Annotated in this window: 25 protein-coding genes; 13 read left to right on the top strand and 12 right to left on the bottom strand. The window is 61.1% G+C overall.

Annotation, left to right across the window (positions count from 1 at the left end):
- Nucleotides 1–531, top strand: a 531-nt coding sequence (locus tag ACCD02_RS27460; RefSeq protein WP_413308965.1) for a P1 family peptidase, incomplete at its 5' end; no start/stop codon positions are given.
- Between the two features lie 175 nt (nucleotides 532–706).
- Here ACCD02_RS27460 and ACCD02_RS27455 read toward each other — a convergent pair.
- On the bottom strand, nucleotides 707–2089 hold the full coding sequence (locus ACCD02_RS27455; RefSeq protein WP_413308963.1) for a tetratricopeptide repeat protein: 1383 nt from the start codon (nucleotides 2087–2089) through the stop codon (nucleotides 707–709).
- A gap of 353 nt (nucleotides 2090–2442) precedes the next feature.
- On the opposite strand from ACCD02_RS27455, the gene ACCD02_RS27450 reads away from it, so the two are divergent.
- Genes ACCD02_RS27450 through ACCD02_RS27425 form a run of 6 tightly spaced genes read left to right on the top strand, consistent with a single transcriptional unit; the run spans nucleotide 2443 to nucleotide 9692 of the window.
- Nucleotides 2443–4011, top strand: coding sequence for an ABC transporter substrate-binding protein (locus ACCD02_RS27450; RefSeq protein ID WP_413308971.1), 1569 nt, complete (start codon nucleotides 2443–2445; stop codon nucleotides 4009–4011).
- Nucleotides 4008–4994, top strand: a complete 987-nt coding sequence (locus ACCD02_RS27445) for an ABC transporter permease (protein ID WP_413308961.1) — start codon at nucleotides 4008–4010, stop codon at nucleotides 4992–4994. Before ACCD02_RS27450 ends, ACCD02_RS27445 begins: the two co-directional genes overlap by 4 nt.
- Before the next feature lie 4 nt (nucleotides 4995–4998).
- On the top strand, nucleotides 4999–5865 hold the full coding sequence (locus tag ACCD02_RS27440; protein WP_413308959.1) for an ABC transporter permease: 867 nt from the start codon (nucleotides 4999–5001) through the stop codon (nucleotides 5863–5865).
- Nucleotides 5862–7505, top strand: coding sequence for an ABC transporter ATP-binding protein (locus ACCD02_RS27435; protein ID WP_413308957.1), 1644 nt, complete (start codon nucleotides 5862–5864; stop codon nucleotides 7503–7505). The genes ACCD02_RS27440 and ACCD02_RS27435 overlap by 4 nt, the downstream gene beginning before the upstream one ends.
- Complete coding sequence (locus ACCD02_RS27430; protein ID WP_413308955.1) at nucleotides 7502–8785, top strand: LLM class flavin-dependent oxidoreductase; 1284 nt, start codon at nucleotides 7502–7504, stop codon at nucleotides 8783–8785. Before ACCD02_RS27435 ends, ACCD02_RS27430 begins: the two co-directional genes overlap by 4 nt.
- A 25-nt stretch (nucleotides 8786–8810) precedes the next feature.
- The gene (locus ACCD02_RS27425) at nucleotides 8811–9692 is read left to right on the top strand and encodes an alpha/beta fold hydrolase (RefSeq protein WP_413308954.1); all 882 of its coding nucleotides are present in this window, start codon (nucleotides 8811–8813) and stop codon (nucleotides 9690–9692) included.
- 293 nt (nucleotides 9693–9985) lie between these two features.
- On the opposite strand, the gene ACCD02_RS27420 is transcribed toward ACCD02_RS27425, so the two are convergent.
- The 3 genes from ACCD02_RS27420 to ACCD02_RS27410 all read right to left on the bottom strand — a co-directional run bounded on the left by ACCD02_RS27420 (nucleotide 9986) and on the right by ACCD02_RS27410 (nucleotide 11411).
- On the bottom strand, nucleotides 9986–10462 hold the full coding sequence (locus ACCD02_RS27420; RefSeq protein WP_413308952.1) for a hypothetical protein: 477 nt from the start codon (nucleotides 10460–10462) through the stop codon (nucleotides 9986–9988).
- Between the two features lie 146 nt (nucleotides 10463–10608).
- A complete protein-coding gene (locus ACCD02_RS27415) occupies nucleotides 10609–11247 on the bottom strand; it encodes a helix-turn-helix domain-containing protein (RefSeq protein ID WP_413308950.1) in 639 nt (212 codons plus the stop codon).
- Nucleotides 11244–11411, bottom strand: coding sequence for a hypothetical protein (locus tag ACCD02_RS27410; protein ID WP_413308948.1), 168 nt, complete (start codon nucleotides 11409–11411; stop codon nucleotides 11244–11246). The genes ACCD02_RS27415 and ACCD02_RS27410 overlap by 4 nt, the downstream gene beginning before the upstream one ends.
- Nucleotides 11412–11707: 296 nt before the next feature.
- On the opposite strand from ACCD02_RS27410, the gene ACCD02_RS27405 reads away from it, so the two are divergent.
- The 5 genes from ACCD02_RS27405 to ACCD02_RS27385 all read left to right on the top strand — a co-directional run bounded on the left by ACCD02_RS27405 (nucleotide 11708) and on the right by ACCD02_RS27385 (nucleotide 17215).
- The gene (locus tag ACCD02_RS27405) at nucleotides 11708–14101 is read left to right on the top strand and encodes a TonB-dependent receptor plug domain-containing protein (protein ID WP_413308946.1); all 2394 of its coding nucleotides are present in this window, start codon (nucleotides 11708–11710) and stop codon (nucleotides 14099–14101) included.
- Between the two features lie 142 nt (nucleotides 14102–14243).
- On the top strand, nucleotides 14244–14909 hold the full coding sequence (locus ACCD02_RS27400; protein ID WP_413308944.1) for an amino acid ABC transporter permease: 666 nt from the start codon (nucleotides 14244–14246) through the stop codon (nucleotides 14907–14909).
- Nucleotides 14890–15549 carry an amino acid ABC transporter permease gene (locus ACCD02_RS27395; protein ID WP_413308942.1) on the top strand — a complete coding sequence of 220 codons (660 nt, stop codon included), beginning with the start codon at nucleotides 14890–14892 and terminating at the stop codon, nucleotides 15547–15549. The genes ACCD02_RS27400 and ACCD02_RS27395 overlap by 20 nt, the downstream gene beginning before the upstream one ends.
- Complete coding sequence (locus tag ACCD02_RS27390; RefSeq protein ID WP_413308941.1) at nucleotides 15546–16322, top strand: amino acid ABC transporter ATP-binding protein; 777 nt, start codon at nucleotides 15546–15548, stop codon at nucleotides 16320–16322. The genes ACCD02_RS27395 and ACCD02_RS27390 overlap by 4 nt, the downstream gene beginning before the upstream one ends.
- An 11-nt stretch (nucleotides 16323–16333) precedes the next feature.
- Complete coding sequence (locus ACCD02_RS27385; protein WP_413308969.1) at nucleotides 16334–17215, top strand: transporter substrate-binding domain-containing protein; 882 nt, start codon at nucleotides 16334–16336, stop codon at nucleotides 17213–17215.
- Between the two features lie 235 nt (nucleotides 17216–17450).
- Here the strand turns inward: ACCD02_RS27385 and ACCD02_RS27380 are convergent, their stop codons facing one another.
- Nucleotides 17451–18686: a Zn-dependent hydrolase gene (locus ACCD02_RS27380; protein ID WP_413308939.1), complete on the bottom strand. Its 1236-nt coding sequence runs from the start codon at nucleotides 18684–18686 to the stop codon at nucleotides 17451–17453.
- The gene (locus ACCD02_RS27375; protein ID WP_413308937.1) at nucleotides 18683–19174 is read right to left on the bottom strand and encodes an L-2-amino-thiazoline-4-carboxylic acid hydrolase; all 492 of its coding nucleotides are present in this window, start codon (nucleotides 19172–19174) and stop codon (nucleotides 18683–18685) included. Before ACCD02_RS27375 ends, ACCD02_RS27380 begins: the two co-directional genes overlap by 4 nt.
- Nucleotides 19175–19357: 183 nt before the next feature.
- Here ACCD02_RS27375 and ACCD02_RS27370 point away from each other — a divergent pair, with 183 nt between their 5' ends.
- Complete coding sequence (locus tag ACCD02_RS27370) at nucleotides 19358–20260, top strand: LysR substrate-binding domain-containing protein (RefSeq protein WP_413308935.1); 903 nt, start codon at nucleotides 19358–19360, stop codon at nucleotides 20258–20260.
- Here ACCD02_RS27370 and ACCD02_RS27365 read toward each other — a convergent pair.
- The 6 genes from ACCD02_RS27365 to ACCD02_RS27340 all read right to left on the bottom strand — a co-directional run bounded on the left by ACCD02_RS27365 (nucleotide 20232) and on the right by ACCD02_RS27340 (nucleotide 25777).
- The gene (locus tag ACCD02_RS27365; protein WP_413308933.1) at nucleotides 20232–20768 is read right to left on the bottom strand and encodes a RidA family protein; all 537 of its coding nucleotides are present in this window, start codon (nucleotides 20766–20768) and stop codon (nucleotides 20232–20234) included. The genes ACCD02_RS27370 and ACCD02_RS27365 overlap by 29 nt on opposite strands.
- The gene (locus ACCD02_RS27360) at nucleotides 20758–21666 is read right to left on the bottom strand and encodes a PhzF family phenazine biosynthesis protein (RefSeq protein ID WP_413308931.1); all 909 of its coding nucleotides are present in this window, start codon (nucleotides 21664–21666) and stop codon (nucleotides 20758–20760) included. Before ACCD02_RS27360 ends, ACCD02_RS27365 begins: the two co-directional genes overlap by 11 nt.
- A 112-nt stretch (nucleotides 21667–21778) precedes the next feature.
- Nucleotides 21779–22618, bottom strand: coding sequence for a helix-turn-helix domain-containing protein (locus ACCD02_RS27355; RefSeq protein WP_413308929.1), 840 nt, complete (start codon nucleotides 22616–22618; stop codon nucleotides 21779–21781).
- A 23-nt stretch (nucleotides 22619–22641) separates the two neighbouring features.
- Nucleotides 22642–23961, bottom strand: coding sequence for a glutamate/aspartate:proton symporter GltP (gene gltP, locus ACCD02_RS27350; protein WP_413308927.1), 1320 nt, complete (start codon nucleotides 23959–23961; stop codon nucleotides 22642–22644).
- A gap of 169 nt (nucleotides 23962–24130) precedes the next feature.
- On the bottom strand, nucleotides 24131–24820 hold the full coding sequence (locus tag ACCD02_RS27345) for an SDR family NAD(P)-dependent oxidoreductase (protein ID WP_413308925.1): 690 nt from the start codon (nucleotides 24818–24820) through the stop codon (nucleotides 24131–24133).
- A 102-nt stretch (nucleotides 24821–24922) separates the two neighbouring features.
- Nucleotides 24923–25777: an NmrA family NAD(P)-binding protein gene (locus ACCD02_RS27340; protein ID WP_413308923.1), complete on the bottom strand. Its 855-nt coding sequence runs from the start codon at nucleotides 25775–25777 to the stop codon at nucleotides 24923–24925.
- Nucleotides 25778–25783 lie beyond the last annotated feature (6 nt).

Below are 25783 nucleotides of genomic sequence, written 5' to 3'. Positions count from 1 at the left end.
GTAGGGGCCATGGCGGGGATCCTGCCGGGCGGCCTGGGGTCGGCATCCCTGGATCTGGGCGATGGCCTGATCGTCGCCGCCCTGGCCGTGGCCAACCCCATCGGCTCGGTCTATATGCCTGACGGCGAAACCTTCTGGGCCTGGCCTTGGGAGGTGGACGGTGAATTCGGCGGCCATCGCCCGGATTTTCAGCAGCAGGTGGCCGAACCCATTCCCGAGCTGTCGCGCCTGGATGCCATGGGCCGTTTGCAGGCCGGGGCCAATACCACGCTGGTGGTGGTAGCTTGCAACGCCCGCCTGACCACCGCCGAATGCACACGCCTGGCGATCATGGCCCAGGATGGTATCGCCCGCGCCGTGCGCCCGGCCCATCTGCCGTTTGACGGCGACACGGTGTTCGCCCTGGCATCCGGCGCGTGTGAGATAGCCAACGGGCCTCGGCGTCAGGTAGATGTGGGGCGGTTGGGTTCTGCTGCGGCGGATTGCGTGGCACGGGCGATTGCGCGCGGGGTTTATCGCGGGGGGCAATGAAGCGCAGGCCGCGCTATCGCGCGGCCAACGCAGAACCCTGTAGGAGCCGGCTTGCTGGCGATGGCGTCAGATCAGCCAACGATGCCATTGCGAGCGCTTCGCACTCGATCGCCAGCAAGCCGGCTCCTACAGGATTTCATTTCAATCATAAAGTTGTAGTGTCGCCCGATTGGTATCAAGCCGGGATCACACCCGACAACGCCTGCGTCACCCGCCCCGCAGCCCGTCGCGCTTCCCCGGGCAAATGCAACGCTGCGTAGACCCGCTCCAGGCTCTGATTGGTCGGTACATCCCACGGATCATAGCGACGGCGCAATTCCAGGGTCTGCTGCGCTACCTGCCAGTCCCCGGCACGGACCCGGGCATCCAGTTCGATCAGAGCAAACAGATCGCGCTGGGCATGGCTGCCGCCAATGGCGTTCAGGGCGGGCAGGGTATCGCCCAGCAAGCTGGCGGCCGACGGATAATCCTGACGGGCATGGGCCAGCAGGCCGTGGGCCACAGGCAGGGTGATGTCGCGCCAGACGCCACGGCTGTAAGAGGGCGCCGCTTTGGCTTGCTCGTCGAGGGCCTGGAGCAACTGGGCGGCGGCATCCCTGTGCCCGGCCCGGGCCAGGCCATAGAGGTATTGCAGGCTGAGAAACGGCTGTACGGCATCGGCAACCCGCGCCAACAGATATTTACCGAGGGCTTGCCAGCGTTCGCCGACGTCAATGCCCGCCAGCTCCATGCGGGTCAGCAGCGATACTGCGCCGATCTGGTCCTGGGAATACTCAGGCAAGATGCCCCAGACATGGCGGTCGTAAATCTCCAGCACTCTCGCGTGGCGGCCACGGGCCAGATGGAACAGCGCCAGATGCCACCAGTTGTGGGTGTACATGAAGGAGTTCAAGCCGTCCCAGCCGTCACTGACTTCTTCAAAAAATGCCGTGCCTTCTTCGATGCGCCCCTGAGTCAGCATCACGTGGGCCAGGGCATGTTGAGCCCAAGGCTCGCTGGGCAGTAGATGCAACGCCTGGCGGGCGGCGTTTTCGGCCTGGTCAAGCAGATGGCATTGCTCATAGGCGAAGGCCAGCATGCCGTGAGTATGGGCGACATCGGCCGCGTGCTCCGCTGCCTGCACGGCCACCCGCAGCATCGCCGGCCAGTTGCCGCTGTTGAAGTAGAAGTACTGGGCGAGCTTCACCGCCAGCAGGTCGCGGGAAAAGGTGGTCGCGAGGTTTTCGCTGAGGGTAATTGCCCGAGGCAAGTCTTCAAGACGCCAGGCGCGCAGCAATTGCAGATACAACCCGGCGCGGCTGGCTTCAGGTGGTTGCGCCGCCTCGGCGCGCAACTGGTAGATCGCCGCCAGCTCCGGTCCTTCCGGGGATTCGCTGAACATCATCAGTAAGCCGGCAAAGACATTGGCCAGTGCTGAATCGGCATCAGCATCGGCGGCGGCGATGATCGTCAGCGCGCGGGGGTCGTAGGCGAGGAAGCCGCCTATGAAGTCATTGATGGCGGTGACGGTGGTGGGGCGTTCGGTATCGAGGGGGTTGCCCAGGTAGTCGTAGGTCATGTACGTGCTCTCACTCCGGATGAGAGAGGTATCGCAAGGCTTGTGCCAGTGTCTCAACGGGGGGCTTGTATGACCTGTGAGACAGGCTTTAGCCGGGAATCCGTCTTCCCGGCTGAAGCCGGTCCCCCAGGTATCACCACATGCCACTGCTGCTTTTCCCGCAACATGGAAAAACCGCTGTGCAATTTTCATCACATGCCCGACCAAAACCGGGCCCAGTCCAACAGGGGCAAGGGTTTCAAGCCGTGGCACAGGCCTTGCTATCTCCACGTATTGCCTAATGCCCTGGAGTTCCCATGCCGACTTTGTTTCCCCGCTCCGCGCCGTCCGGCTCATCAGGCTGGCGCAAGACGATGCGTGCTTTGAGTGCCGCGCTGTTGACCAGCGCTTGCCTGACCGCCAGCCCCGCCTGGGCCGATGCGCAAGCCGGCGGGGTGTTGAACCTGGTGTCGCAGCCGGAGCCGCCATCGCTGATGCACGGCCTGGTCACCCATGTGGCCACCCAGTACGTCAGCGGCAAGGTCCTGCAAGGCCTGCTGACTTTCGACACCGATCTCAAGCCGCAGCCGGTGCTGGCCCGCAGCTGGACCATTGCCCCGGACGGCCTGACCTACACCTTCGATCTGCAGGACGGTGTACGCTGGCATGACGGCCAGCCGTTCAGCGCCGATGACGTCCTGTTCAGCTTCAAGGAGTTCTACCCGCAGTCCGACAAGCGCCTGGCCGATATCTTTAACGACTACGTGGCGTCCATCGACAAGACCGGTCCGCTGCAAGTGGTGTTTCACCTGAAGAAACCCTTCGCACCCTTGCTCTCGGCCCTGGGCAGCGGTTTACGGCCTATCGCGGCGAAGCACCTCTACGAAGGCACCGACTACCGCAGCAACCCCTACAACCTCAAGCCGGTGGGCACCGGGCCGTTCGTGTTCAAGGAGTGGAAGCGCGGGTCTTATATCAAACTGGTGAAGAACCCGGATTACTGGAAGAAAGGCCTGCCGTACCTGGATGAAATCGTCTTCCATGTACTGCCCGATGCCTCTTCACGGGCCGCAGCCTTCGAGCGCAACGATGTGCAGGTGCTGCGCAGCGGCGATGCCGACTATGCCGACCTGGCCCGCCTGAGCGCCTTGCCAGGCGTGGCCAGTAGCGATAAGGGTTACGAGCTGTACGCTGGTCTGGCGTTCCTGCAGATCAACCTGCGCAAGCCGCCACTGGATAACGTCAAGGTACGCCAGGCAATTCTCTATGCGCTGAATCGTGCGTTTATTGTCGATAACATTTTTTTCGGTGCCGGCAAAGTCGCCCAGGGCCCATTCGCCTCCAGTACGCCGTTTCACGATGCCCGATTGCCGCAATACACCTACGACCTGGCAAAGGCCAAGGCTCTGATCGCCGAGTCCGGCGTGGATATCGGCAAGACCCATATTCGCCTGCTCAATGGCGAAAAGGGCGGCGCGTGGGAGCGTCTGGCCGAGTACACCAAGCAGTCCCTGCAACCCCTGGGCTTCAAGGTCGATGTGGTGACCTCCGATGCGGCGACCTGGTATCAGCGCGTCAGTAACTGGGATTTCGACCTGAGCTATAACTTCGTCTTCCAGATTGGCGACCCGTACCTGACCACGTCGTACCTCTATCGCTCGGACAATATCGTCAAGGGCACACCTTTCAATAACGTTGGCGGCTACAGCAACCCGCAGGTCGATGCCCTGTGGAACAAAGTCGCGGATATCACCCCGGGGCCTACACGCGAGGCGCTGTATAGCGAACTGGAACACCATCTGAACGACGATCTGCCCCTGGCGCCGATCTTCGAGATGCGCTTCCCGACGCTGTATCACACCCAGGTCAAGAACCTGCTGCAAACCGCCACCAGCCTTAACGAGAGCTACGACACCGTGTACCTGGAGCGAAGTGCGCCATGACAGCACTCTTCAGCTATCTGGGCGGTCGCCTGGGGCGCGGGCTGGGAGTGATTGTCGGGGTGCTGGTGCTGAGTTTTCTGCTGGTGCGCCTGGCCCCCGGCGATCCGGCCATGCTCATGGCCGGGGAGGCGGGAGTCGATGATGCGGGCTATGTCGCCCAACTGCGCCATGACATGGGCCTGGACCAGCCCTTGGCCCAACAGCTGCTGACCTATCTGGGCCATGCTGCGCGGCTCGACCTGGGTTATTCCTATCGCAACCAGGCCAGTGTCTGGTCGCTGATTGCCGAGCGCTTGCCCGCGACCCTGTTGCTGATGGGCACTGGCTTTGTCCTGTCGTCGCTGATCGGCGTGGCCTTGGGCGTGCTCGCAGCCCGCAGCCAGCGCCGTCGCGGCTATCTGGACCGGCTGATCTCCCATACCGCAATGGTGCTGTATGCGACGCCGTCGTTCTGGCTGGCGTTGCTGCTGATTCTGCTGTTTTCGGTGCTGCTGGACTGGTTGCCGGCCTTCGGCATGGCGTCGGTGGACGCCGATCTGCACGGTTGGGCGCTGTTTCGCGACTATGCCAGCCACTTGTTGCTGCCGGCGCTGTCCTTGAGTTTCATGTTCCTGGCGCTGTACGTGCAGCTAGCCCGGGCGGCGGTGCTGGAAGTCATGGGCCAGGAATACGTGCGAACAGCCAACGCCAAGGGGCTCAAGCCCGGCCGCATTCTCTACGACCATGTCCTGCGCAACGCCCTGTTGCCCGTGGTGACCTATGCCGGCCTGCAATTGGGCCAACTGGCCAGCGGCTCGCTGCTGATCGAGGTGGTGTACGCCTGGCCGGGTATCGGCCGCCTGCTCTATGACGCCCTGAGCCAACGCGATTACCCCTTGCTGCTAGGGGTATTTCTGGTCATTTCCGTGCTGGTGGTGGCGTTCAACATATTGACTGACCTGATTTGCCGCTGGCTCGACCCGCGCACCGGCAGTGGGAGCTGAACTGATGAGCCAAGCTGAATTCTTTGCGCAACCTTCGGTACTGCGCCGCTTCGTGGGCCAGCGCAGCGCCGTGCTCGGAGGCCTGTTTTTGTTGTTGCTGACAGTACTGGCGGTGGCCGCGCCGTGGCTCGGTATCGACTCGCCGTGGTCCATGACAGCCAAGCCACTGTTGCCGCCATTTGCCGAAACCAGGCACTGGCTGGGCAGCGACATGCTCGGCCGCGATATCGTCAGCGGGCTGATCTACGGCGCGCGGATGTCTCTGGCCGTTGGTGCACTGTCGACGCTGGCAACGCTGCTGGTGGGTCTGATCATCGGTGGCCTGGCCGGTTATGCCGGCGGCTGGGTCGATGAAGCCCTGATGCGTCTGGGCGAGTTTTTCCAGATCATTCCGCAATTGGTATTGGCGGTGATTCTGGTCGCAGTACTGGAACCGTCCCTGACCTCTGTGGTGATCGGCATCGCCCTGGTGGCCTGGCCACCGGTAGCGCGACTGGTGCGCAGCGAGTTCCTGACCCTGCGTCAGCGTGAGTTCGTCCAGGCCGCCCAGGTATTGGGGCAGAAACCGCTGGCGATCATTTTCAGGCAGATCCTGCCCAACGCCTTGTCGCCCTTGCTGGTGACCATGTCGTTCATAATGGGCACGGCGATCCTGACCGAGGCGGCCCTGGCCTTTCTCGGCCTGGGCGACCCAGACGCCATGAGCTGGGGCTACATGATCAATGCCTCGCGCAATATGCTGCGCCAGGCCTGGTGGATGAGCCTGCTGCCGGGGCTGGCGATCATGTTTTGCGTGCTGGCGGTCAATCGAATCGGCGAGGGGCTGCGGATCGCTTTCGAGCCATTGGGCAGACAAGGAGGGCGGCCATGACAATCGCCAATCCGCCATTGTTGCAGGTCAGCGACCTGCGTATCCCGTTGCCCCAAGGGGCTGATCGCAGTCATGCGCTGCACGGCCTGTCGTTGCATATCGATGCGGGGGAGTGCCTGTGCGTGGTGGGGGAGTCCGGCTCCGGCAAGTCCATGCTTGCCAGCGCGATTCTGCGCCTGCTGCCGACCGGCATGGCGCCTGAGGCCGGGCATATCCACTTCCAGCAGCAGGACCTTGCCGGTCTGAGCGAAGAACAGATGCGTCAGCTTCGCGGTCGGCATATCAGCATGGTCTTCCAGGAGCCCATGAGCGCGCTTAATCCGCTGCTGAGCGTCGGGCGGCAGATCGGGGAAGTGTTGCTCGATCACGGCGTGACCAGCAAGCAGCAACGCCGCCAGCGGGTGCTCGAGCTGCTGGAATATGTCGGCCTGCCGGATCCTGCGCGTTTGCAGCGGGTCTATCCGTTCCAGTTGTCCGGCGGCCAGCGCCAGCGGGTGGTGATCGCCATGGCGTTGGCCTTTGACCCCCTGTTGCTGATTGCCGATGAGCCGACTTCAGCCCTGGACGTCACCACCCAGGCGCAGATTATTGCCTTGCTCAAACGCATCCAGCGCGAAAAGGGCATGGCCATGCTGTTTATCACCCATGACTTTTCGGTGGTGCGGGCCGTGGCCGACCGGGTGCTGGTCCTGGAAAAGGGCCATCTGATGGAGCAGGGCAGTGCTGAAGAGGTCCTGCGCCGCCCGCGCGAGGCCTATACGCGCAGGCTGGTCGAAGCTTCGGCACCGGTCCAGGGCCACTCGCGTACGCTGGCCACCGATGCGCCGGTACTGCTGCATGCCGAGGCCTTGAACAAGTCCTTCCGCGCATCATTGGGCTGGGGGCGCAAGCGCACGACCCAGGCATTGGCCGACGTCAGTCTGAGCCTGCGCGAAGGTGAGACCCTGGGTATTGTCGGCGAGTCAGGCTCCGGCAAGTCGACCCTGGGAAGGCATCTGATTCGCCTGCTACGGCCCGATAGCGGCCGGGTCGAGTGGTTCGGTGACGACGTCGCGCGCCTGCCTGAAGCCCGCTTGCGCGAGCGGCGCAGCGACGTGCAGATGATCTTTCAGGACCCATTCGCCTCGCTCAATCCGCGCCAGCGGGTGGGCCAGATCATCATGACCGGGCCGCTGGTCCACGGTGCCTCGCCTGAACAGGCACGCACCATTGCCCTGGACATGTTGCAACTGACCGGCCTGCCTGCCACCGCCTTCGACCGCTATCCACAGGCGTTTTCCGGCGGCCAGCGCCAGCGTATCGGCATTGCCCGGGCCCTGGCCCTGCAGCCGCGCGTGCTGATCGCCGACGAATGCGTTTCCGCCCTGGATGCGCTGATTCAGGTGCAGATCCTCGAGCTGCTGGAAGACCTGCAACAGCGCCTGAAGCTCAGCCTGGTGTTCATCACCCATGACCTGCATGTGGCGGCACGCCTGAGCGACCGCATTGCCGTGATGCAACACGGCCGTATCGTCGAAACCGGGCCCACCGCCCAGGTCTTTGGCCAGCCGCAACATGCCTACACCCGGGCATTGCTCGCTGCGCTGCCGGTCAACCCGGTGACCAGAGACTCCAGCACCTTACTGCGAGTACCCGTATGACGCGCCAGATGAGCCTCAACGCCTTTCTCATGGCGACCGGACATCACATTGCCGGTTGGCGCCACCCCCAGGCCCATGCGGCGGGCGGCCTCGACCTGGCCCACTACCAACAGTTGGCTGCCACTGCCGAACGCGGCTGTTTCGATGCGATTTTCCTGTCGGACACCCTGGCGATGCTGCCGGGCCAGACCCAGGCCTTGCAGCGCATGGCCCGCACCGAACATTTCGAGCCCCTGACCCTGCTCGCTGCCCTGGCCGCAGTGACCCGCCGCATCGGCCTGATCGCCACAGCCACCTCGTCCTATAACAGCGTGCGGACCCTGGTCGACAGCTTTGCCTCCCTGGAACGTTTGAGCGGCGGGCGCAGCGGCTGGAATCTGGTGACGTCGAGTAATGCCCGGGAATCCCTGAACTTTGGCCGTGAGCAGCATTACGGCCATGGTGATCGCTATGAGTCGGCCCGCAGCTTTCTGCGCGACGTGCGCCAGCAATGGCAGACGGCAGGTCTGGCGCCGGTGCAGGTATTGGCCGGGGCTTCCGCTGAAGGCCGCGAGCTGGCGGCAGCCCACGCCGAGGTGCTGTTTACCGCCCAGCCCGAACTGGCCGGTGCCCAAGCCTTCTATGCCGACGTGAAAAGCCGTATGGCAGGGTTTGGTCGCCATCCCGATAGCCTGAAGATCATGCCCGGTGTCATGCCCATTGTCGGTCGCACCGAACAACAGGCCGAGGACCTGTATCAACAACTTCAAGAACTGGTCGAGCCGGTGGTGGGGGTGTCGTTGCTCTCCGATATCGCTGGCGGTCTGGACCTGGGCGCCTACGCGGTGGACGGCCCCTTGCCCGAATTGCCACCGACCAACTCCGGAGTCAGCCGCCAGCACCTGTTGCTGGACGTCGCGCGCAAGGAAGGCCTGAGCATTCGCCAGCTGTACCTGCGCATGTCCGCTGCCCGGGGGCATCATGTGGTGGTGGGCACGGCAAAGACCATCGCCGATCGCCTGGAGCAGTGGTTTATCCAGGGCGCTGCCGATGGCTTCAATATCATGCCGGCGTATCTGGCGGGTGGGCTGGAGGATTTTGTCGAGCAGGTGGTGCCGGAGTTGCAGAAGCGCGGGTTGTTTCGACGGCAGTACGCCGGGCGTACGCTGCGTGAGCATCTGAATATAACCGTTGGAGCGAGTCCTGCCCGCGAAGGTGATATTTCAAACTCAGAAGATGTACTGGATGTACCTGCCTCTTCGCGGGCAAGCCTCGCTCCAACGAGCGAGCCGCATCATTGAAGTCTTTATTGGAAGGAACTACCACATGGCTGACTCTCTGATCCCCGCCTTCGGCCCCGTCGTGGTCGGCCAGGCGATTGAAATCCGCCCCGGCCGTATCCTCGATGTGGCCTATCAGCCTGGTAGCCGCCCCGATGCGCCGGTGCTGTTCTTCTGCCATGGCGCTGGCGGCAACAAGGACCAATGGCGTGCCCAGTGGCAGGCCCTGGCCGCCGCCGGTTATCCGTTGGTTGCCCTGGATCTGCTGGGCCATGGTGCCAGTGAAAAGCCCGATATCCAGTCGGCCTATGCCTGGCAGGAACTGGTGGAGGACTATCTGGAAGTGCTGCGACGTTATCGCGGCAAACATAACCTGCTGATCGCCCATTCCTTTGGCACCGGTCTGACCCTCAGCGCTCTGGTGCAATTGATCCGGCAAGGGCAGGCCGCCGGCATCGACGGGCTGGTGCTGCTGGGCACGGTGCTGAAACGGCCTCAATTGAAGCCCGGCGTGCTGTCCTTGCCGGTGTGGATCCTGCGCCTGCTGCGGCCCTGGCTGGCCAAGGGATTCCGCGAGCGGGCCTGGCACCCGGCGGCTGATCCGGCGCTGATCGACTACGAAGAAAAACTCACCGAGAACAACCCGCTCTACGTGTTCAAGGCCCTGAGCCGCCAGGCGCTCTGGCCAACCCGCGAACAACTGGACAGCCTGCAACTGCCGGTCTCGGTGGTGTCCGGCGACCAGGACGGCCTGACCCCGGCCAGTGGCGGCGAGGCGCTGGCCCGGCATCTGGCCAATGCCGAGTTCCAGGTTCTGGCGCAATGCGGCCATCAATTGATGCTCGAACGCCCTGAGCAGGTACTCAATGCCATCACCCGGTTGCTCGAAACCACCGCGACAGCGCCTCGGGCTATAGAAAATGCCTAGTCGGTTAGATCGTTTATGCATGAATCAAAGGTCAATAGAACGCAAAGGGATATCCATCGCAGTCATATCGACGTGTCTGTCTCTAGTGGGGATGTGATTGCCCCTGTTTAGATGCAATGACAGCTTTTTAGGTCGTGAACTTGGGCTTTACTGCGTCACGGGTGGCTTTTTACGGCGCAATGCCAGCGTCTTGTAGCGCCGGCCCAAACTCCTAGAATCGGCGCCAAGCAACACCACAGCCTATTCGATAACGGAGTTTCGAACATGATGAACGCAATGCAGATGCCAATGAATCAGACCATGCCGATGATGCCAATGATGGGCATGCCGATGATGATGGCGACCATGGAATGCGAAATGATGGCCGACGCCATGATGTGCACCATGAAGCCTGCGGCCGGTATGGACATGGCCATGTTCAAGAACAACGCCGAGATGATGGCGATGATGATGAACTGCGGCATGCCGATGATGATGCATTGCGCCAATATGTCGATGATGTGCATGACCGCCGATGGCATGGCCATGATGAATATGATGGGCACCACGAACATGCCGATGATGATGGGCATGCCGATGCCGATGCCGATGATGAAATGCCTCATGGAATGCATGGTCGAAGCCGACTGCATGAAGTGCAAGATGATGCCAATGCCTGGCATGACCATGGACATGATGAACAACTGCTGCATGCTGATGATGAAAATGATGAACGACTGCAGCATGCCGATGATGATGAGCTGCAATGGCATGCCGATGATGTGCTGCACTTGCTGATAGCTGAGCGTTTCAGGCCTTAGCCAGGCTTCCAGGTTTCAATGAAAAGCCCCTGATTGCAAGATCGGGGGCTTTTTCGTTTCCGGCAGGACGAATGAGGTCCAGGCGGGAGCTTACTTGCTGGCGATGGCGTCACGGCTCAATCCAACTGCTCCGGATGGGTAATCACCAGGTAGGCAATCGCTTCGCTGTCCGCCGGGTTGCGGTAGCGGTGGGGCTGATCGGCGTAGAACAGGATCGAGTCGCCGGGTGACAGCAGGTAGCGTTCGTCGTTGACACTGATTTCCAGTACGCCCTGAGCCACCACCAGATTTTCCTGCACTCCGGCGGCATGGCCTTCGGAGATCTCTTCACCGAGTGGGCTGAGGCGGATTTCGTAGAATTCGGTCTGCCGTGATCGATCGAAGGGGAACAGCGCGCGGCTGACAAAGGTGCCGTTGGCGCTTACCAGGCGTTTGCTTTGCTGCGCGGGCAGCAGTTCGACGCCTTCGAAGGTGCGGGTATCAAGGAACGCCGCCACCGAAACCTTCAGGCCTTTGGCAATCTTGCACAGCACCTTGATCGACGGCACGCTGCGCCCGGACTCGATCTGCGCCAGCATCGCCCGGCTCACGCCGCACAGGCGGGCCAGGGCATCCAGGGACAGGTAGCGCTTGCTGCGCAGGCGTTGCAGGTTCTGTGAGACGCGATCACCAATCAGGTCGTCATCGGTGAGGCTCTGTTCGTTGGAGGGGGGCGCGGTTTCATCGAGCACGATGGCGGTACGCAGCAGGGTCATGGCTTGACCTGGCGTAGCTCTAGCGCCTTGTTGACCTGGGCCACGGTCCACTCGGCCAGCCCGGCGCGCGCGGCGTACATTTCCCACATCAGCTCGGCATTGCGGCGCGCCTGACGGCGTTGGCGATAGCGGGTGAGGTCGATGACAGGGGCGGTCGCTTGCATGATGCGCTCTCGATGGCGTTGTGAGTGGAGCCAAGGTAGCGCGTTCGCGTTAGACCCAGAAATACTGAGTTGGCATTTGGTAATTCCATTTCGAGCTTAAAAGACGTTTTCTGCTTATGACTTTGCTTATTCCATATAGATATTTAAATAATTTTATATATCTCGTTATCGTATATGGCATCGGGCCACCGACTTATTCATGAAGCAAGGATGACCGCTACCGTTCGCCATACGGATCGTTCGTTGACTGCCGCACCAGTCGACCTGGGTCCGTATAGAGAGAAAGGAACGCGGGAATGAGGAGCTTCACACGACATCGCCTGGCAACGGCGATCATCTCGGCACAGCTGCTGAGCAGCAGCCTGGCCATCGCCGCGACGGCGAGCGACGACAGCGCTGAGGCATCGACTACCGCAAGCCTGGACACGGTTATCGTCACCGGCACCCGGGTGCAGGAACGCACCGCCAGTGGCTCGCTGTCGCCCATCGATGTGATTAGCGGTGACAGCCTGCGCAGTTCGGGTTCCAACGAACTGGGCACAGTCCTGGCGCGGCTGATTCCATCGATCAATTTTCCCCGGCCCAGCCTGGTCGACGGCGCAGAGCTGACCCGGCCCGCGCAGCTGCGTGGCCTGTCGCCCGATCAGGTGCTGGTGCTTGTCAACGGCAAGCGCCGTCACACCTCGGCTTTCGTCAACCTCGGTGGCGCGGTGGGGCGCGGTTCGGCCCCTGCGGACCTGAATGCCATTGCTCTGTCGTCCATCGATCATATCGAAGTGCTGCGCGACGGCGCCTCCGCGCGCTACGGCTCCGATGCCATCGCCGGGGTGATCAATATCATCCTCAAGCACGCTGACCATGGCGGCTCGATATCGAGCCAGTTTGGCGAGTACAAGAAGGGCGACGGCATTCAGCGCCAGGTCGCAGGCAATAGCGGCTTTGCTATTGGCTCCAACGGCTTCTTCGACATTGCCGGGGAGGGTGCCAACAACGACTACACCGACCGTGCAGGCGATGATTACCGCGCTGCCAGCATCGGCTCCACCACCTATGGCCAGCACGTATTCCGCCAGGGCGAGCCAGAAACCCACGAGGGCAAGGTGCAGTTCAACTCGGCCTACAGCTTCAACGACGGCGCCGAGCTGTACGGCTTTGGCGGCTACAGCAAGCGCCGGGGCGAGACGGCAGCCTTCTACCGGGCCAGCAATGCCTCGAACAACAATCCGACGATCTTCCCCAATGGCTACCTGCCACTGATCGATGGCGTGCTGGAAGACACCTCCCTGGTGGTCGGCCTGCGTGGCGAGCTGGCGGACAGTTGGCATTACGATCTGTCGGCCAACTACGGGCGCAACTCCTACGAGCTGGGCACCAAGACCATCAATACCTCCCTGGGCCTGGCCACGCCGCACTCCTTCGATAACGGCACCCTGGTCAACGATCAGAAGCAACTGAGCCTGGACCTGTCCCGCGAGTTCGACACCGGTGTATTGCCGTATCCGGTCTCGGTGGCCTTCGGTGCCGAATATCTGCGCCAGGGTTACCAGATCCAGGCCGGGCAGCCGGAGTCTTACTACCAGAGCGGCAGTTCCGGGCTGGGCGGCTTCCGCGCTGACGATGCCGGCAGCAGCTCGCGGCATAACTTCGCTCAATACCTGGATGTCGAGACCAACCTGACCGAGAAGCTCGGGGTTTCCGCAGCGGTACGGCATGAGGACTACAGCGACTTCGGCTCCAATGTCAGCGGCTCGTTTTCGGCGCGCTATGACTTCACCCCGCAGGTGGCCTTGCGTGGAAGCGTCTCCACGGGTTTCCGCGCGCCGTCCCTGGCCCAGCAGAACTTCACCTATACCTCGTCGCAGTTGATCGGCAACACCATTCAGGAGGCGGGGACTTTCCCGGCCAATAGCAAGGTGGCCCAGTTGCTGGGTGCCGACGACCTGAAAGCGGAAAAATCGCACAACTACAGCGTCGGTCTCGTACTGGAGCCGCTGGATAATCTGACGGTAACCGCCGATGTCTACCGTATCGATATCAAGGACCGCATCTCGCTGTCGTCGAACCTCGTGCTGAACCCCGCAGCTGTGAATTACCTGCAAGCCAATGGCGTAGGGAATATCAACTACACCACGGCGCGCTACTTCACCAACGCCACTGACACCAGCACCGACGGTATCGACCTGGTGGCCAACTACCGCTACCCGCTGGATAACGGCATCCGCTGGAACAGCACCATCGGCTACAACTACAACCACACAAGAGTCACCGACGTGAAGGCCAACCCGGCCATTCTCGATCAGTTGGGCGTCAACCTGCTGCGGGTCGACCGCCGCGAGCGCATCGGCCTGCTGGGTGACACCACGCCGCAACACAAGCTAAGCCTGGCCAACGACTTCGAATACGGCCGCTGGGCCCTGCATTCGAATCTGGTGCGCTATGGCGAATTCACCAGTTACCAGGCCGACAAGATCAACGACCAGACCTTCAGCGCCGCCTGGCTGCTGGACCTCGCCCTGGATTACAAGCTGAAGAACTGGGTGTTCACCGTGGGCGGCGACAACGTCACCGACAAGTACCCGGAGAAGCTCAATGCCTATGCATCGAGCGGCGGCAACCTGGCCTACAGCACCTTTTCGCCGTACGGGTACAGCGGGGCGTTTTATTACGGGCGGGTGACGTACAACTGGTAGTTCCCGGCTGGCCCGATCCCTTGGAGTGAGGCTTGCCCGCGAAGCAATCGTTCATGCCCTGAAGAGGTGTCGGATGTGACGACCTCTTCACGGGCAAGCCTCGCTCCAACGGCGCCCATAATTGAAAAAGAAACTGTATCCAATGACCTTTGATTACCCTTTTATTATCAGCACCTTGCCAGCTTTTGTTAAAGCAATAGGTGTTACCTTGCAGGTGGGCCTGATCGCCATCTGCACCTCGCTGCTGGTGGCACTGATCAACACTGCCATCATCATGTTCCGCACTCCGGTGCTGCATCGTCTGGTTGGCCTGTATGTGGAACTGGCGCGCAATACGCCGCTGCTGATCCAGCTGTTTTTCATCTACTTCGCCTTGCCGACTTTAGGGGTGAAGGTCTCGGGCTTTGCCGCCGCGATCATCACCATGACCTTCCTTGGCGGCGCCTATCTCACTGAAGTGTTGCGTGCCGGTGTCGAGGCGGTGCCTGCGGCGCAACTGGAGTCCGGGCGCTCCATCGGCCTGTCGGACGGGCAACTGCTGCGTCACGTGATCCTGCCCCAGGCCGGAATCCTCAGCCTGCCGGCGCTGTTCGCCAACTTCATTTTTCTGCTCAAGGAGACCACCGTGGTGTCTGCCGTGGCGGTGCCGGAGATCCTTTACACCACCAAGAGTTATATCGCCCTGTATTACAAGACCTACGAGATGCTCACGGTACTCACGCTTATCTGTGTGCTGCTGTTCCTGCCGCTGTCGCTGTTGCTAAGCCGTCTGGAAAGGAGGCTGCAACATGGCCAGTTCGGGTCTTGATCTGCTGTGGGTGTCGTTGCCGATGCTGGCTGATGGTGCTGCACAGACCCTGGCGATTTCCCTGTTGAGCATTATTTTCAGCACCCTGGGCGGTGTGGTGTATGGCTCGCTGCGTACCCTGGGCATCGGCTGGCTGAACCTGCTGCTGCGGGTGTATCTGGAGTTGTTCCGGGCTATTCCGGTGCTGGTCTGGCTGTACCTGATGTTCTTTGGCCTGCCGATCTTCTTCTCCCTGAGCATCCCCGGTTTCTGGTGCGCGGTGCTGGTGCTGTCGCTGTGGGGCGCCAGTGAGGTCGGGGAAGTGGTACGCGGCGCGTTGCTGTCATTGCCCCGTGGGCAGCGCGAGGCCGGGTTGTCCATCGGCCTGTCCGGGCCGCAATTGTTCGGCTACGTCCTGCTGCCCCAGGCCCTCAAGCGCATGACCCCGCCGACTATCAATATATACACACGGATCATCAAGACCAGCTCACTGGCGGTGCTGATAGGTGTCGTAGACGTAATCAAGGTCGGCCAGCAAATCATCGAACGCACCTACGAGTCAGTGTTGATCTATGGCGCGCTGTTTCTGTTCTTCTTTTTTATCTGTTATCCGCTGTCGGCCGCATCCCGCGTGCTTGAGCGGCGCTGGAGCCAGGCATGAGCGCGTTGATCGAATTCCAGGGGCTGGACAAGTTTTTCGGCAGCAACCAGGTGCTCAAGGCAGTTGATCTCAGTGTCGCGCCCGGGGAAGTGATCGTGGTGCTGGGCCCCAGCGGCTGCGGCAAGAGCACTTTGCTGCGCTGCCTCAATGGTCTGGAACAGGCCCATGGCGGCCATCTGCGCTTTGCCGGGCGCGAACTGCTGGACAGCAAGACCGACTGGCGCCAGGTGCGCCAGGACATCGGCATGGTGTTCCAGAGCTACCACCTGTTTCCCCATATGACTGTGCTCGACAATATCCTCCTCGGCCCGCTGAAAGTGCAGCGTCGCGCGCGGGCCGAAGCCCTGGCCCAGGCCGAGCAGTTGCTTGCCCGGGTCGGTCTGGCGGACAAGCGCGATGCTTTCCCGCGCCAGCTCTCCGGCGGCCAGCAGCAACGCATCGCCATCGTCCGCTCGCTGTGCATGAACCCCAAAGTCATGTTGTTCGACGAAGTCACCGCCGCCCTTGATCCGGAAATGGTCAAGGAAGTGCTGGAAGTGATCCTCGACCTGGCCCAGGGCGGCATGACCATGTTGATCGTCACCCACGAAATGGCTTTCGCCCGCGCGGTGGCCGACCGCATCGTGTTCATGGACGCCGGCAGCATCCTCGAACAAAGCCATCCCGAGTCTTTCTTCAATCATCCGGCGAGCGCACGGGCGCAGCAGTTTCTGGAGAAGTTCTCTTATGTAGAAACCATGCCTAAAAAGACTGTAACCAAGGAAACCTTATGAACACTGCCTCGTTGAAATCCGCTAAATCGCTGTTACTGATACCGCTGCTGGGGATCGGCCTGCTGGCCGGTTGCGGCAATGGTGACAAGCCCGCCAAAACGGCGGCCACTGCCAGCGCAGCGGCACCTGCCGCCAGCTACCTGGACAAGATCAAGGCCCGTGGCAAGCTGGTGGTCGGCGTGTTTACCGACAAGCCGCCATTCGGCTTTGTCGATGAGAAGGGCAAGTACGTTGGCTTCGACACCGATATCGGTCGGCAATTTGCCAAGGATCTGCTGGGCGATGAAAGCAACGTCGAGTTCGTCGCCGTGGAACCGGCCAGCCGTATCCCGTTCCTGCAGAGCGACAAGGTCGACATCATCCTCGCCAACATGACCGTGACCCCGGAGCGCAAGGAGGCGGTGGAGTTCACCAATCCGAATCTGAAAGTGGCGGTCCAGGCCCTGGTGCCGGACGCTAGCGCGGTGAAGAAGCTCGATGACCTGGCCGACAAGACCATAATCGTCACCACCGGCACCACGGCGGACGTATGGCTGACCAAGACCCACCCGGACTGGAAACTCCTGAAGTTCGAGAAAAACTCCGAGTCCCTGCAGGCACTGGCCAACGGCCGTGGCGATGCCTACGCTCAGGACAACCTGGTGCTGTTCAGTTGGTCCAAGCAAAACCCCGGTTACCGCGTTCTGCCGGAAAAGCTCGGCGGCGAAGCACCGATTGCCCCGGCGGTGAAGAAGGGCAATATCGAACTGCGTGACTGGGTCAACGCTGAACTGGCCAGGCTGGGTCAGGACAAATACCTGCTCAAGCTGTATGACCAGTATGTGCGCAAGTCCCTGAGCGATGACACCAGGCCTGAAGATGTGATCGTTGAAGGTGGTAACTGGAAGGGTTGATACGCAGCCGTCTGCGTAATGCGGTAACCGATTGTGAGGGTGAAATGAGGCATAGATGTTGTGGGAGCGGATTTATCCGCGAAGGGGTCAATACATCCAACACATTGGCGGCGTCCGGAATAAAGCTTTCGCGAATGAATTCGCTCCCACAGTAGTCCGTGAATATCATCGAATCTGTGGGAGCGGATTTATCCGCGAAGGGGCCAATACATCCAACACATTCGTGTCAGCGAAGCTAGACCTTTGCCTTGACCAACATCGCCAACAACAGCACATTCGCCCCAGCCTCAGCCCAGTGCGGGTGAATATGCTCGGCCTCGTTATGGCTCAACCCCTCGACACAGGGCACGAAGATCATTGAAGTGGGCGCCACTTTGCTCAGGTAGCAGGCATCGTGACCAGCGCCGGAGATCATCGGCTTGTGGCTGTAGCCAAGGGTAAGGGCGGCCTGTTCTACCTGGGCGATGCAGTCCGGGTCGAAACCGATGGGCGCGTACTGGAAGATCTGCTTGAGGCTGTGTTGCAGGCCGATGGTCTCGGCAATTTCGCTGACGGCGTTGCGCAGCTGGCCATCAAGGGTTTCCAGCACGGCTTCATCGGGGTGGCGGAATTCGACACTGAACAACACCCGCCCCGGCACCACATTGCGCGAGTTGGGAAAGACATTGACCCAACCCACTGTGGCGCGGCCTTCCTCACCCTGGGCCAGGCCCAGTTCATTGACGGCCTCGACCACTCGGGACAAACCGAGCAGGGCGTCGAGGCGATGTTTCATCGGCGTAGTGCCAGCGTGGGCGCTGCGGCCGAACAGTTCTATCTCGTACCAGCGCTGACCCTGGGCGCCCGTCACCACACCAATGGTGATGTCTTCGGCTTCAAGGATCGGCCCCTGTTCGATATGCAACTCGAAGGCAGCATGGATCGGCTGGCCGCCCATGGCCTGGTCGCCGGCGTAGCCAATGTCTTGCAATGCCTGGCCCAACGTAATGCCTTCGGCATCGGTGCGCGACAGGCCGTATTCCAGATCAAACACCCCGGTGTAGACGCCCGAAGCGATCATCGCCGGGGCAAAGCGCGAGCCTTCTTCGTTGGTCCAGTTAATCACTTCAATGGGGCGCTCGGTCTCGATATTGTGGTCATTGAGGGTACGCACTACCTCGATGCCAGCCAGCACGCCATAAATGCCGTCGAACTTGCCGCCCATGGGCTGGGAGTCGCCGTGAGAACCGGTCACCACTGGCGCCAGGCTGTTATCGCGGCCGGGGCGACGGGCAAAGATATTGCCCATTGCATCGATGCGAATACTGCAGCCGGCTTCAGTCGCCCAGCGCACGAACAGGTCGCGGCCCTGGCGGTCTTCTTCAGTCAGGGCCAGACGCGACACGCCGCCTTTGGCCGTGGCGCCGATTTGCGCCATTTCCATCAGCGAATCCCACAGGCGTGCCGAATTGATGCGGGCAGGGCAGGTCATGGCTTCGCCGCCTCATCCTTGACCTGATAGCGGAAGTTGCAGTGACTGGCGCCCTCCATCAGAGTCTGGGTGCGGGTCAGTTGCACCCGTGGGTCATAGCCGACGATGAATAACTCATCGCGGTTGCAGGACAGCAAATGGCCGATCTCGCCCAGGCCCATTTCACGGTACATCTCGGCATAGCGGCAGCGGTGCACGTCATAGTCGAAATGAGTGGCGTCGCTGGCGATGACATCGACTTTCAGGGCGTCATCCTTTTCCCACAGCTCCTGCAACGCAACAAAACCGGCCAGGTCCGGGCCATTGGGTTCACGGGAGGCGAAATATTCACCGGCCTTGACTGCCGCCCCGGCGACCGCTTCGCCAATCACTGCCTGCGCCTTGTCCTTGCCATAGTCGCGCACAAGTATCTCGTAGATCGGCTTGATGATCTCGGCTTCGATCCGCCGCCGGGCCAGGATGCCCAATTCGCCTTCGACTGCGCTCATCTCGATATTCCTCTCATTCACGGTCAGGTACAGGGCTGCCGCCTATAACTATGGGGTTGCCACTCGTTTGTTCTGTATTTATCAATAATTGTCGGTGGATATCAATAAGCCAAGCGAACAAGGCGCGATGAATAAGCTAAAAGGTTACTTTTCAAGCTTTAACCTAGCGTTTATGCTCAATACATGAATAAAACAGAACAGCTTGATAGCGATCCACCCCTGCGCGCCGTACGCATCTTTGAAGCCTTCGCCCGGCATGGTGGTGTCAATGCGGCTGCGCGGGAACTGGAGATCTCAGCCTCGGCCATCAGCCATCAATTGCGCTTGCTGGAGGAGTTTCTCGGCCAGGCCCTGACCGCGCGCCAGGGGCGAAACCTGATCCTTACTGAGGACGGTCGCGAGTACTACCGGGCCATTCGCTCAGCCTTCGCGGTACTGCGCAGCGCCACCGAGCATGTTCGGGAGAAAACGGCTACGCGTCAGGTCACCATCAGCCTGATCCCCATGTTTGGCATTAACCTGTTTATTCCGCGCCTGGGCGAGTTCCTTGGCGAGAATCCGGGGGTTGACGTCAATGTCACCTATGCCAATCACCGCAGCTATCCCAGCGATGCGGCGGATATCTCCATTCGCTTTGGCACCGGGCATTGGCCGGGGTATCACAGTGAACTGCTGATTTGCGGGGCGGTCACGGCCTGGTGCAGCCGTGAGTTTCTTCAACGCCACGGTCCCATCGAATCACCCCAGGCCCTGATTGACCTGCCGTTGCTGCACGATGAAGAGCGTGGCACCTGGAGTCAGTGGCTACAGAGCGCCGGGGTCCGCCATCCGGGAGCGTTGCGGGGGTTGTTGTTCGAGGATGGGCAATTGGCCCTGACGGCGGCCCTGAACGGGTTGGGTTGCGTGCTGCTGCGCGAACCCCTGGTCAGGCCGCTGCAGCAGCGTGGTGAGTTGGTCAGGCTGTTCGAGCACAGCCTGGACGACGGGCGCGCGTATTACCTGTGTCGCCGCGCTGACGGTGAGCTTTCACGGGAGGGGCTGAACCTGTATCGCTGGCTCAAAGACGCATTGCTGTCTGCTCGTTAAAGGGGCCCGCAAGCCGCACGACGCCTTCGATTTCCACGGCTGCGCCTCCCGGCAGGGAGTGCACGCCGATGGCCGAGCGGGCGTGTCGGCCACGCTCGCCGAGCAGTTCGATCAATGTCGCGGATGCTGCATTGATCACCTCCGAGTGTGCGCCGAAGGACGCATTACTGCGGACGTAGCCTGTGATCCGCACCACTTGCCTGATGCGATCCAGGTCGCCATCACAGGCTGCTGCAACAATCGACAGGAAATTGGCCAGACACAGCCGGGCGGCATCCTGCGCCTGTTCTATGGACAGGTCCTGACCGACGATGCCGGTGTAGTGGATTTCGTCCTCGAAACGTGGCACCTGACCCGAGACCCACAGCAGATCGCCGTCGAGCACACTCAGCTGAAAATAATCGGGAACAACAAAGCTGCGGGGTGGGGCAGGATACAGCGCCGCGAGCCTGTCCCGGTAAGGCGGGCTTATCTGGCTCATGGGCAGCCATTGCGGTTTATCGCGCATGAGCATGCTCCCGTGGCTGTTGGTCCAGGGAGAAAGCGCTGTAGCCACCGACGAAACAGGCAATGGGATTTCGGGTCGGGTCCAGGTCGAAACGCACATGGATATCCGATGGGCAGCCCATGGCACGGCCCTGATGAATCAACACGGGTGTAGCGTCGGCCTTGATCAGGCCGTATTCGAGCAGACCGAAGGCCAGCGCAGTGGCGGCGATGCCTGTTGCGGCGTCCTCCGGGTAGCCCGAGGCTTTGGGAAACTGCCGGCTGTCGAACTGTCGTGGCCGGCCGGGATGCGGGCAGAACGGGTAAAAGCCGGTTGAATCCAGAGCCTGGCACAGGGCCTCGATCCGGGCCGAGTCCGGCCGTGCGGCATCCAGGCGCTGTGGATCCCTGAGGGGGATCAGCGTCTTCACCCGGCTGGTGGACGCATTCAGGATCGGCAGGTCGAGCAGGTCGTCGGGGCTCAGGCCGATGGCGTCGATGATTTGCTCGCGCAGATGGGGTTTGTCGATCGCTGTGACCATGCCCTGCGGCTGGGATATCTCGATGAAGGGTCCATGCTCGCTGTGATCCCCATGGTCATGGACAAACGCGCTGACCGTGCCGCTCAGGGTTTCGATGGACAACTGGCGGCGATCAAGCAGGCCGAGGGTGTGCATGAGCCAGACGGTGCCGATGGTGGCATGGCCGCACATGCTCATTTCGTGCAGCGGAACGAAAAAACGAAACTGGTAGTCGTTACCGTCCCGCGCCGGGAAGACAAAACCACTTTCGTGACCGTAGGCCCTGGCAATGGCTGTCATCTGCTCGGGGTTCATGCCTTGGGCATCAATCACGATGGGTGCCGGGTTACCACCGCCCAGGCTTGACTTGAACACCTCTACAACGCGTACATCTTTCATGGTTGACCTCGAAACGCTCCTGCGGAGCTGGGAGACGGGGTCGATTGTGGGTGGCAGGCTGCGAGGCTTCTAAGTGGATCGGGTCGTACAAGCGTACATTTGGGCCATCGCCTCAACGACCCTTGCGCAATTCGCTGGGGAGCATGCCCAGATAGCGTTTGAACAGTCGGGCCAGATAGGACGGCGAGTCAATGCCCACCCCCAGGCTGACATCGAGAATGGATAGCCTTGTGCTGGAAATCATCCGGGCTGCAGTTTCGACCCGGGTGCGGTTGGTGAAGTCGACGAGGGTCTCGTTGGCGAACTCACGGAACAGCCGCGTCAGATGTCTGCGCGACAAGTGAAACTGATAGCCGATCACATCCACGCTCAGATCGTCCTGCAGGTGATTCTGCACATAGCGCTGGATATCGCGCACCAGCAATGCGTGCTGCTGGCGTTCATCTGGCAGGGGCGCGCACTCTTGGTGGGTGATGAGCCGGACGCACTCATCGAACAGCAGGTGATTGAGATGAGGCAGTTGTCGCTGGAAGGCCTCGGCGGACGAGACCTGGGCCAGCTGATCGTGAAGGCGCAGGATACTGTCCAGCGTGTCGCTGCCCTGCCAGAGACCGGAGCGGCGGGTCTGCTCGTCGAAGCGACCGTTGCTGGCGAGCGTGCCTTGATGACGGATGTAATCGGAGTCGATATACAGCGCCACGTGTTTCTCCCGCCCCGGCGCCGACTGGGTCGAGTGATCGAAGTCGGCGGGGACCAGGGAAAACGACTGCCGCGAGAGGTGCACCGGCGTGGCGTTTAGTTCAGTTGAAAGCAACAAGCCGCCCAGGCGAGGCAACAGCAGCATATGGCAGTCATGGGAGTGCCAGTCCTGAACATAGCCGCTGCCTTCGCTGATCTCGAAGCGAAATACGTCCGCCGACGTATCGCTGAATTTGGGCGAAACATGGGCCATTACAGCGACCTCTCTAAATTAGTTCATGGTGCCAGTGCCTGTTCGCGCGAGGCCTGAGGAACCAACAGGGATTTCCAGTAGCGGTCGCCGACTGCATCATCGTACAGGCCTTCCCACCGCGAGACGACCAGTACGGCCAGGGCATTGCCAACAATATTCAAGGCGGTGCGGGCCATGTCCATCAAGCGATCGACACCGGCAATGAATGCCAGCCCTTCGAGGGGAATACCGACGCTGCCCAGCGTCGCCAGCAACACGACAAAGGATACCCCCGGCACACCGGCGATGCCCTTGGATGTCACCATCAGGGTGAGCACAAGGGTAAGCTGCTGGCCCCATGACAGGTCAATACCGTACAGCTGAGCGATAAACACCGCCGCAATGCTCTGATAAAGGGTTGAGCCGTCCAGGTTGAAGGAATAGCCGGTCGGTACGACGAAGCGACTGATGGCGGGCGGCGCGCCATAGGCCTCCATCTTCTCGATGATGCGCGGCAGCACGGTTTCCGAGCTGGCGGTTGAGTAGCCCAGGATCATCTCAGCCTTGAGGATGCGCATCAGTCGAATCACAGAAAAGCCACAAAAACGTGCCACCAGCCCCAGCACCACCAGGCCGAAGAAGGCGATTGCCGCATAAACCAGCACCACCAGACGGGCCAACGGCCACAGTGAAGCAAAGCCGAAGTTGGCGATGGTCACTGAAATCAACGCAAAAACACCGATGGGCGCATACCCCATGATCATGTGGGTGACCTTGAACATGCTTTGCGATACACCCTCCAGCACGCTGACCAAGGGCAGGCGCAATTCATCCTTGAGGCTGGCCAGGCCGAGGCCGAACATCACTGAGAAAAAGATGATCGCCAGCATATCGCCACGTACCATGGCGGCGAACACGTTACTCGGCACCAGATTGAGCAGCGTCGAGGTGAAGGCATGGTTGGCCTGAACCTCGCTGGTGGTTTTCTCATATTGGGAAATGTCCGTCGTGCCCAATTGGTTCATGTCGATGCCGTGACCAGGCTGGAACAGATTGGCCAGCACCAGCCCGACAATGATCGCCACGGTGGTGATGACCTCGAAGTAGAGCAGCGTCTTGATGCCGATGCGCCCGAGCCGACGATTGTCGCCAACCCCGGCGATACCGACGATCAGCGAGGAGATCACAATCGGAATCACGATCATCTTGATCAAGCGTATGAACAGCTCACCCGCGGGCTGCAATACCGTGCCGATCCACCAGGCTTTATCGGTGCCGGAATGATTGAGCCATGCGCCGACAGCGATTCCCAGCAGCAGGCCGATGACGATCTGCCAGGCCAGACTTGGTTTTGCCTTGGTCATAGTGGGTTCCCGTTTTATTGGAGGTCGAGGCGAAGCGCCGGGGGGGAGGGCGCTTCAGGTTCCCTTAATGTTGGGCTGTTCTTTTTATCCAACTGGCGTCAATCGAGCCGGGCAGGCGCACGATTGGGCCAAGGGAAGCGGCGTTCTCCAGCGGGAGGATGTCTGGGGGTTACCACGGCAGCTCATTGCCAAAACGATCAACAAAGTTCAACCCCGCCACCCCGGCCTTGCGCGTTACCAGATCCACCACCAGCGGGATGCTCTGGTCGATACTCAATGCGGCGTTTTGCGTACCCATGTCGGTGCGCACCCAACCCGGCGCAATGGCCAGCAGGGCGCGGGTATCGTCGGGATGGCGAGCTGCGAAGCTTTTCAGCAGCATGTTCAGGGCCGCCTTGCTGGAGCTGTACAGCTGCCAGAAACCGTTGCTATTGGCGATGCTGCCCAGCTCCGACGACATCACCGCGACCACGCCTTGCGGGCTGACCCTGTCATGGAACAGCTCCAGCACCCGGGTCGGCGCCAGGGCGTTGGTCAGCAACATATCCAGGTAGTCGCGCTCGTCCACCTGGGCGGCGTTCTGCTCGTGGGCCCGGCAGATACCGGCATTGATGAACAGCACGTCGAGGGTTCGATGATCAAGGTTGGTGCGCAGGCTTTGTACCGATGGCAGGTCGTTGATATCGACGCTCATGATGTCCAGGGCATCGCCATAGTGCCGGGCGAGGGTATCAAGACCGGTTGAAGGGCCGCGTGAGGTCGCGATCACCTGCCAGCCGCGGCGGCAGTATTCTTCGGCCAGGGCGAGGCCCAGGCCACGGGAGGCGCCGACGATCAGGGCGGTGGATTGGGTGTTCATGGTGGTTCTCCGGTGAAGACGCAGGCAGAAGCCAACGTATTGGCCAGCAGCATGGCGCGGTGGTCCTGTAGCAGCGGTCTGAATCTGGTGCTCGGGATGGTCTCAAGCGCGTGTGAGCAGTTCCTGCAACACCGTCTCCAACGACGTCGTGCCCTTCAGCGGCTGACCTTCAAAGCAGATCCAGCCCTCATTGAAGCCATCGAGCATCTGCATCCGTGGCAGCGGGTTGTTCATACCCTGGGCCAGAAAGGCACCTTCCCAGGTTTCCCGGGGGACGGTCTGGGCCTGGACGGTATGGCCAAGCAGGCGGCTGAAGGCGAAGGCGGCGTGGTTGGGGCTGCAATGTTCGGGGCCTTCCAGTTCGACGACGCGGTTGGCCGTCACTGTCTGTTGCAGCAAGTCGGTGGCGAGCGCGCCGATATCCGCCGTAGCAATCATGGGCACAGGGCGATCCAGCGGCTGCAGATGGCTATAAAGCACCCCGGCATCCCGGGCGTTGGCGACATCCCAGAGAAAGTTTTCCATGAACCAGGCTGCGCGCAGGAAGGTCACCGGCATCGGCAGTTCACCCAGGCGCTGTTCCATCAGGCCCAGGGCATTGAGCAGATTGGGCTGGCTGGCCTGGGCGCCGATGGTGGACAGGCACACCACGCGTTGCGGTCGGCTGGCGTGCAGGGCTTGATACAAGGCTTCGATAGTGGCGCGGGCTTCGGCCATGTCCGGCGATGGATCGAAAACCGGTGGCAGCAGGACGAAGACTGCTTCGGCGTCAGCAAAGGCGCGGGTCAGGGCGCAGGCATCGTTCATATCGGCCAACGCCACTTCACAACCCTGAGCGGCCCATGCCCGACCTTTCTGCACGTCCCGCACCACGGCCCGAACATTCAGTTGCTGTGCCAGCACATTACGAGCGACGACACCGCCCACCTGACCTGTAATACCGGTAATGACATACATGAACAC

The organism is Pseudomonas sp. Pseusp88 (genome assembly GCF_047303955.1).
GTDB lineage: Bacteria > Pseudomonadota > Gammaproteobacteria > Pseudomonadales > Pseudomonadaceae > Aquipseudomonas.
The sequence above is the reverse complement of the archived record's forward strand: the minus strand, read 5'-3'. Positions and strand labels throughout refer to the sequence as shown.

Excerpts from the sequence above, each read along its gene's own strand:
- ACCD02_RS27425 (WP_413308954.1), top strand. The coding sequence starts at position 8,811 with ATGGCTGACTCTCTGATCCCCGCCTTCGGCCCCGTCGTGGTCGGCCAG.
- ACCD02_RS27430 (WP_413308955.1), top strand. The coding sequence starts at position 7,502 with ATGACGCGCCAGATGAGCCTCAACGCCTTTCTCATGGCGACCGGACAT.
- ACCD02_RS27400 (WP_413308944.1), top strand. The coding sequence starts at position 14,244 with ATGACCTTTGATTACCCTTTTATTATCAGCACCTTGCCAGCTTTTGTT.
- ACCD02_RS27455 (WP_413308963.1), bottom strand. The coding sequence starts at position 2,089 with ATGACCTACGACTACCTGGGCAACCCCCTCGATACCGAACGCCCCACC.
- ACCD02_RS27410 (WP_413308948.1), bottom strand. The coding sequence starts at position 11,411 with ATGCAAGCGACCGCCCCTGTCATCGACCTCACCCGCTATCGCCAACGC.
- ACCD02_RS27345 (WP_413308925.1), bottom strand. The coding sequence starts at position 24,820 with ATGAACACCCAATCCACCGCCCTGATCGTCGGCGCCTCCCGTGGCCTG.
- ACCD02_RS27390 (WP_413308941.1), top strand. The coding sequence starts at position 15,546 with ATGAGCGCGTTGATCGAATTCCAGGGGCTGGACAAGTTTTTCGGCAGC.
- ACCD02_RS27440 (WP_413308959.1), top strand. The coding sequence starts at position 4,999 with ATGAGCCAAGCTGAATTCTTTGCGCAACCTTCGGTACTGCGCCGCTTC.
- ACCD02_RS27445 (WP_413308961.1), top strand. The coding sequence starts at position 4,008 with ATGACAGCACTCTTCAGCTATCTGGGCGGTCGCCTGGGGCGCGGGCTG.
- ACCD02_RS27395 (WP_413308942.1), top strand. The coding sequence starts at position 14,890 with ATGGCCAGTTCGGGTCTTGATCTGCTGTGGGTGTCGTTGCCGATGCTG.
- ACCD02_RS27365 (WP_413308933.1), bottom strand. The coding sequence starts at position 20,768 with ATGCGCGATAAACCGCAATGGCTGCCCATGAGCCAGATAAGCCCGCCT.
- gltP (WP_413308927.1), bottom strand. The coding sequence starts at position 23,961 with ATGACCAAGGCAAAACCAAGTCTGGCCTGGCAGATCGTCATCGGCCTG.
- ACCD02_RS27360 (WP_413308931.1), bottom strand. The coding sequence starts at position 21,666 with ATGAAAGATGTACGCGTTGTAGAGGTGTTCAAGTCAAGCCTGGGCGGT.
- ACCD02_RS27380 (WP_413308939.1), bottom strand. The coding sequence starts at position 18,686 with ATGACCTGCCCTGCCCGCATCAATTCGGCACGCCTGTGGGATTCGCTG.
- ACCD02_RS27340 (WP_413308923.1), bottom strand. The coding sequence starts at position 25,777 with ATGTATGTCATTACCGGTATTACAGGTCAGGTGGGCGGTGTCGTCGCT.
- ACCD02_RS27435 (WP_413308957.1), top strand. The coding sequence starts at position 5,862 with ATGACAATCGCCAATCCGCCATTGTTGCAGGTCAGCGACCTGCGTATC.
- ACCD02_RS27450 (WP_413308971.1), top strand. The coding sequence starts at position 2,443 with ATGCGTGCTTTGAGTGCCGCGCTGTTGACCAGCGCTTGCCTGACCGCC.
- ACCD02_RS27375 (WP_413308937.1), bottom strand. The coding sequence starts at position 19,174 with ATGAGCGCAGTCGAAGGCGAATTGGGCATCCTGGCCCGGCGGCGGATC.
- ACCD02_RS27405 (WP_413308946.1), top strand. The coding sequence starts at position 11,708 with ATGAGGAGCTTCACACGACATCGCCTGGCAACGGCGATCATCTCGGCA.
- ACCD02_RS27415 (WP_413308950.1), bottom strand. The coding sequence starts at position 11,247 with ATGACCCTGCTGCGTACCGCCATCGTGCTCGATGAAACCGCGCCCCCC.
- ACCD02_RS27370 (WP_413308935.1), top strand. The coding sequence starts at position 19,358 with ATGAATAAAACAGAACAGCTTGATAGCGATCCACCCCTGCGCGCCGTA.
- ACCD02_RS27355 (WP_413308929.1), bottom strand. The coding sequence starts at position 22,618 with ATGGCCCATGTTTCGCCCAAATTCAGCGATACGTCGGCGGACGTATTT.